This is a genomic window from Fibrobacter sp. (assembly GCA_024398965.1).
Lineage (GTDB): Bacteria > Fibrobacterota > Fibrobacteria > Fibrobacterales > Fibrobacteraceae > Fibrobacter.
This window is the reverse complement of sequence record JAKSIF010000010.1, coordinates 83719-89846: the sequence shown is the minus strand read 5'-3', so window position 1 is coordinate 89846 and position 6128 is coordinate 83719. Positions and strand designations below refer to the sequence as shown.

5 protein-coding genes are annotated in these 6128 nt (G+C 50.0%); 3 read left to right on the top strand and 2 right to left on the bottom strand.

The annotated features are described in order from the left end of the window. Both thrH and MJZ26_06290 read right to left on the bottom strand, forming a co-directional pair. A partial coding sequence (gene thrH, locus MJZ26_06295; GenBank protein ID MCQ2105383.1) for a bifunctional phosphoserine phosphatase/homoserine phosphotransferase ThrH occupies positions 1 to 553 on the bottom strand: 553 nt, incomplete at its 3' end. Positions 554 to 667: 114 nt separating this feature from the next. Beyond that, on the bottom strand, positions 668 to 1588 hold the full coding sequence (locus tag MJZ26_06290) for an Hsp33 family molecular chaperone HslO (protein ID MCQ2105382.1): 921 nt from the start codon (positions 1586 to 1588) through the stop codon (positions 668 to 670). 239 nt (positions 1589 to 1827) lie between these two features. Between MJZ26_06290 and MJZ26_06285 the strand changes: the two genes are divergently transcribed. The 3 genes from MJZ26_06285 to MJZ26_06275 all read left to right on the top strand — a co-directional run bounded on the left by MJZ26_06285 (position 1828) and on the right by MJZ26_06275 (position 6101). Further along, positions 1828 to 3630, top strand: a complete 1803-nt coding sequence (locus MJZ26_06285) for an OmpA family protein (GenBank protein MCQ2105381.1) — start codon at positions 1828 to 1830, stop codon at positions 3628 to 3630. Between the two features lie 244 nt (positions 3631 to 3874). Then, positions 3875 to 4732: a diaminopimelate epimerase gene (gene dapF, locus MJZ26_06280; protein MCQ2105380.1), complete on the top strand. Its 858-nt coding sequence runs from the start codon at positions 3875 to 3877 to the stop codon at positions 4730 to 4732. A gap of 160 nt (positions 4733 to 4892) precedes the next feature. Next, on the top strand, positions 4893 to 6101 hold the full coding sequence (locus MJZ26_06275; GenBank protein MCQ2105379.1) for an LL-diaminopimelate aminotransferase: 1209 nt from the start codon (positions 4893 to 4895) through the stop codon (positions 6099 to 6101). Positions 6102 to 6128 lie beyond the last annotated feature (27 nt).

Sequence of the window (6128 nt, the reverse complement as noted above, 5' to 3'; positions counted from 1 at the left end):
GCTGGGGGAACTGTGCCACGATGGAATCCGGAGCGCAGAAGAAGCAACCCTTGTCGGCCTGCTTCAGCATGCCTGTGTCATTGAAGGAGTCGCCGCTTGCGAAAACCTTGAAGTTCAAATTCTGCAGGGACTTGACCACCTTGGTCTTCTGGTCGTTGAGACGCAGGTGGTAACCCTTGATCATGTCGTCTTCCACAATCAGGTTGTGGCAGAAAATGGTGGGCATGCCCAGGTTCTGCATAATGGGGTAGGCGAATTCCTGGAAGGTGTCAGAAAGAATGATCACCTGTGCTTCGTCACGAAGAGTATCCATGAATTCGCGGGCGCCCTTCAGAAGACCTAGGTTGCGGATTACGTCCTGGATGGTAGAAAGCTTGAGGCCTTCGCGTTCCATGATCTTGATTCGGCCCTTCATCAAAACATCGTAGTCGGGGATGTCGCGGGTGGTGAGGCGCAGGTCTTCGATGCCGGTTTTTTCGGCTACGGCAATCCAGATTTCAGGAGCGAGAACGCCTTCCAGGTCCAGAGTCACGACACATTGCTTAGTAAACATATAAATCCTTCAAAATTAGTGAACAATGAAAAATGAAAAGTGAAAAATTGAAACTAGGCGGCGGAGCCGCGAAATCTAAAATTCTTCATCCTTCATCTTTCATTTTTTTTCATTTTAAACTTCTCTTTCCTTAATCAAATTTCTTAAGTCGTCGATGGTTACAACGTACTTGGTGCGGCAGAAGTCGCAGATCATTTCCAGGTCCTTGCCTTCCTTTTCAAGATCCTTCAAGTCGTTGATGGGCAGGGCTGCCAGGGAACTGATGGTGCGTTCCTTGCTGCAGGGGCAGAATGCCTTGGCGCCGAATTCCTTGATGACTTCGATTTCGTAGGGACCTTCGAACTGGTAGAGCAGTTCGTCCAGCATGGTCTTGCCACCGCTCTGCTGGGTGGCGTACATGTCGGCGAACTTGGGCAGGTTCAGCACCACCTGTTCCAGGATGGTGGTGTCCTTTTCTTCCATTTCGGGGAAGGCTTCCACATAAAAGCCGATGGCGTAGTCTAGTTTGCTCGGGTCCTGCTTGTTGAATTGGGCTTCGATACCAACAGCAGAAAGAATCTGTTCGGACTGGTACAGGTAGGTTGCCAGGTTCTGTCCCATGGAGGCACTGACGGCCTGCACCATACTTTCATGAACACGCTTGCCAAATTCGTTCAGCTTTACCACCTGGTAGGTCTGGGGAATCAGGGCCGGTTCGTCGCCTTTGATTGCCTGCAGGTCGTCATGGGGAATCATGGCGCGTACAAAGTAGTAGGATTCTTCGTCTTCCTTGCGGCTGATGAGCGGACTGGTGTCTGCCTTGGCGTAGGAAATTTCACCGCCGAAGGTGGCGGTTACGCTTACCGTGCCCTTCATCTTGAGGCTGCTGCTCAAGAAAATGGACGAAATTGCCGTTTCTGCCAGCAACTTCAGGGAGTAAGACTGTGCGCCATGCTTTGCGCCGATTTCGTTCATTGTATTGGTGATGTCTACAAGAACTAGGCGGAAGGGTGCCTTCTTACCCGTAGATCGAATAATGCGGTCCTTTAAATTCATGTGGCCAAATGTAGAAAATCTTATAGGATATGTTCAACCAAGGGGGCGTTTTCAAGCATTTGTTGACATTTTGACAAGGAAAATTTCATGTAAGAAGAATAACAAGTCTTTGAAAGAAGGACGTGTTTTTTTAAATTTGGCGCGGAATTATTTAAGAAGGACAATTCTTTATGGTACGTAAGTCCATATTATTCATAGTGTTATGCTTGTCTGTACTAGCATCGGCGCAGACAGGTCTCATGGGTGGATCTGATGGTATCCACCAGCAAAATGCCAAAAGTTTGGGGCAGTGGCGCTTTATCGGTGGTACCGGTGGTAACGTCTCCTTTGACCCTTGGGCCTTGGCTCGAAATGGCGTTTTTTATGATGATGCAGAAAGAAAAAAACTTAAACATTTTAAACTTTCTGCTACGGGTAACTTTTTTGTGGCTGTAGGTCTTTCTGATTATGTAGATGGGGGTGTTGCTTTCAACATCAACTATGACCGTTCCTATGCAGATGGTTACTTGCAGGCGACTAGCAATATCCGCCAGGGCGATCTTGACATCTGGACCAAGGTCAGAGCTCCTTTCATAAGCGATTCCAGCGTGCTTAGCTTGGCTGCTCAATTCGATGTATACCTGCCCATTGGCCGAAAGGCTTTGGGACTTCGTCCTCGCCATGCCTGGTATATTCGCGGTGATGGTACTACCAACGCCTATACCGCAGACGAAGTTGTCGTGGGTGCTACTGCCATCGCATCCTTGGACTTCGGCAAGCTGGACATTCCTATTCGCTGGAATATCAGCGCTGGTATGATGTATGCTAATGAAGGTTCCAATACCTTGGTCTACAGCACAGGTTTTGACTGGGATTGGGCCAAGTGGATTACAGCCTTCCTGGAATACTCCGGAGAATTCCGTGTCGAGAACAACGGCATGCCTCTTGACTTCTTTGAAGATCCTATGCTTGTGACTCCGGGTTTGAGACTTCACTTGCCCTACAATATTGAAATGGCCGGCGGTCTTGACTTGTCTCCCCGTATGATGCGAGTAGGATATAACCGCGACAAGGAAATGGAAAATATTGAGGACTACACCCTTCATTATGTAGACCAGAAGGGTCACCGAAAGTCCTATGGTTATGTTCCCACGGTTACCTATGCCTTTACCGGCTTGCTGACCATTTCCTTCGGTGGTGCAGAAAAGGCTCCGGAACGCGAGTGCCCGCAGGGCTTGCCTGACACCGTTGTTGTTCATGATACTGTTACCGTTACTGCCGCTGATACGGTAGTTGTAAGAGATACCGTTATTCAACAGGTTCTTGACCGAGACGGTGATGGCGTTGTCGATAGCCTTGACAAATGCCCCAACACTCCGGAAGGAATCCAGGTTGGCTCGGATGGCTGTCCCCTTGACTTTGATGGCGACGGAGTTCCGGATTATCAGGATAGGTGCCCCAACACCAAGCCGGGCGTGGCTGTGGATTCCGTGGGCTGCCCTGCCGATGCTGATGGCGATGGCGTTTCTGATGAAATGGACAAGTGCCCCAATACTCCGAAGGGCATTGAAGTCGATACGACTGGATGCCCCATGGATACCGATGGCGACGGAGTTCCTGACTATCAGGACAAGTGCCCCAATACTTTGCCTGGCATCAAGGTGAATAAGAAAGGCTGCCCGCTGAACAAGAAGGAAGACCTGGATAACTTGAAGAAGGGTATTCAGTTCCAGACAGGCTCTGCCAAGATCAACAAGAAGAGCTATAGAACTCTGAATGATATCGTGGCTCTCCTTAAGAAGATTCCTGTGGCCAACCTCGAAATTCAGGGACATACTGATAATGTCGGTTCCGCAGAACTGAATAGAAAGTTGTCTCAGGATCGAGCCCAGGCCGTGGTGGATTATTTCATTGAAAATGGAATTTCTTCTGATCGTCTGAGAGCTGCAGGTTATGGCCCGGATAAACCGGTTGCAGACAACAAGACCAAGAAAGGTCGAGCAATGAACCGTCGTGTGGAACTTATCCCGTTCCAGAAGAACGATGATGATGATGCTCAGTAAAGTATAGCAGGACAAAAAATGAATCCTCCGAAAAAATCGGAGGATTTTTTTATGGCTTGAACAGCATTTTACATTTTGTGTAAAACGAAATCATTGTGTTTACACAAATTGTAAAATCTTTCAAATCTTGAAATTCTGGAATAGGCGCAAGTCGCTGAAATTTTAACGAAATCGCCACTTTTACTGAAAATGTAAAAGTGGCATGTTTTTTGCTTTATTAGGGCGAAAATAAGGATTACAATTTATGTCTTTGAAATTTTCTAAGTGGACTGGCCTGGGAAACGACTTTGTTTTGGTAGAACCGGGTGAATCTTTCGATATGACTCTGGGCAAGGACCTGGAGCAGCGTGTCATTGAACTTTGCGACCGTCGCTTCGGTATTGGTGCCGATGGCGTGGTGGTGGTGACTCCCCTGAAGAGTTCCGAAGAATACGTGGTGGCCGAAAAGGATATTCGTGCAACTAGCGACGGCAAGGGTAACGGCGTCGATTTCGAGATGCGCATCTTTAACGCCGACGGTTCCGAAGCTGCCATGTGCGGTAATGCCACCCGTTGCGTTGCGAAGTTTATTGTGTCTCGTGGCCTCGGCAACGGGACTTCTTTTGTTTTGCACACCAAGAGCGGCCTGATCAAGCCCACCATTCTGGACGATGGCCGTGTCTGTGTGGATATGGGTGCTCCCCGCGATTTTTTGGGCACCATCAAGCTGACTGCAAATACTTTTGACTTTACCGGCGAAACGGTTTCCATGGGTAACCCCCACACGGTGATTTTCGTGGATGACATCGACAAGGTGGAACTGGAAAACTGGGGCCCCGTTCTGGAACATGATAAGCAGTTCCCGGACCGCTGCAACATTGAATTCGCCCAGGTGCTGGAACCGGGCAAGATCCGTATGCGCGTGTGGGAACGCGGTTGTGGCATTACCATGGCTTGTGGCACCGGCAGTTGCGCCACTTTGGTAGCAGCCCAGCGCACAAACCGCGTAGGCCTTGAATCCGACGTGATTCTGGATGGCGGAACCCTCCACATCAAGCACGAAGAAGGCGGCTCTGTCCTTATGACCGGCCCCGCGAAGGAATGCTTTACCGGACTTTATTAAATGAAAGATGAAGTATTAAAAATGAAAAGAATGGCGCCTTCGGCGCGTGGTTAAAACATTCTTCATCTTTCACACTTCATTCTTCATTAAAAACTCTATTATCGAAAGTTTATAAACAAAAAATCCTCGGGCCTCGAGCCTGAAACCTGGAATCTAAATTATGAACGAATCCATCATTAATCCATTTTACGATCGTCTTCCTGGCAGCTACCTTTTCTCTACCATCGCCAAGAAGATCAAGGAATACCAGGGCACCCACGCCAATGCCGACATTATCCGTCTGGGTATCGGCGACGTGACCACTCCCATTATCCCTGCCGCTATTGAAGCCATGCACAAGGCTGTTGACGAAATGGCCTGTAAGGACACCTTCCGCGGTTACGGTCCGGAACAGGGTTACGACTTCTTGCGCGAAGCCATCATCCGTGGCGAATACACTCCCCGCGGTGTTGAAATGGATCCAGACGATGTGTTCGTCAGTGACGGTTCCAAGTGCGACGTGGCCAACATCCAGGAACTTTTTGCCGCCGACGTAAAGATCGCTATTCCCGACCCGGTTTATCCTGTCTACCTGGATTCCAACGTGATGGCTGGCCGTACCGGCTTTATGCAGGACGATGGCCACTTCTCTGAAGTTACCTACCTGGCTTCTACTGCCGAAAACAATTTCCAGCCGGACCTTCCCAAGAACCCGGTGCAGCTGATTTACCTGTGCAGCCCCAACAACCCGACTGGCACCGTGCTTAGCCGCGAAACGCTCCAGAAGTTCGTGGACTACGCCAACGAAACTGGCGCTCTCATCCTCTTCGATGGTGCTTACAACTGCTACATCCAGGATGAATCCCTGCCTCACTCCATTTACGAAATCCCTGGCGCCCGCACTTGCGCTATCGAGTTCCGCAGCTTCAGTAAGACCGCTGGCTTTACCGGCGTCCGTTGCGCTTACACCATCGTTCCTCACGAACTGGGCAAGCTCCGCGCCATGTGGAATCGCCGTCAGTGCACCAAGTTTAACGGCGTGAACTACGTGGTTCAGCGCGCCGCCGAAGCCATCTACACTCCCGTTGGCTGGGAACAGACCAAGGCCGTGATCAAGGGCTACATGGACACCGCTGCCATGATCCGCACCGAGCTCACCGCCGCCGGCTACACCGTATTTGGTGGCGAACACGCTCCCTACATCTGGTGGAAACTGCCCGAAGGCGAAAAGTCCTTTGACTTCTTCGATCGCCTCCTTGGCACTTGCGAAGTGGTGGGTACCCCGGGCTCGGGCTTCGGTCCCTGCGGCGAAGGTTACTTCCGCTTGACCGCCTTCGGCGACCACGAACAGACCAAGGTGGCCTTGAAGCGTATTAAGGAAAAACTTTAAAAATAAGTTGACTTAGAAAAAAACTTA

Bases quoted from the DNA above. Each gene is read 5' to 3' on its own strand.
- MJZ26_06290 (MCQ2105382.1), bottom strand. From the start codon at position 1,588: ATGAATTTAAAGGACCGCATTATTCGATCTACGGGTAAGAAGGCACCC.
- MJZ26_06285 (MCQ2105381.1), top strand. From the start codon at position 1,828: ATGGGTGGATCTGATGGTATCCACCAGCAAAATGCCAAAAGTTTGGGG.
- dapF (MCQ2105380.1), top strand. From the start codon at position 3,875: ATGTCTTTGAAATTTTCTAAGTGGACTGGCCTGGGAAACGACTTTGTT.
- MJZ26_06275 (MCQ2105379.1), top strand. From the start codon at position 4,893: ATGAACGAATCCATCATTAATCCATTTTACGATCGTCTTCCTGGCAGC.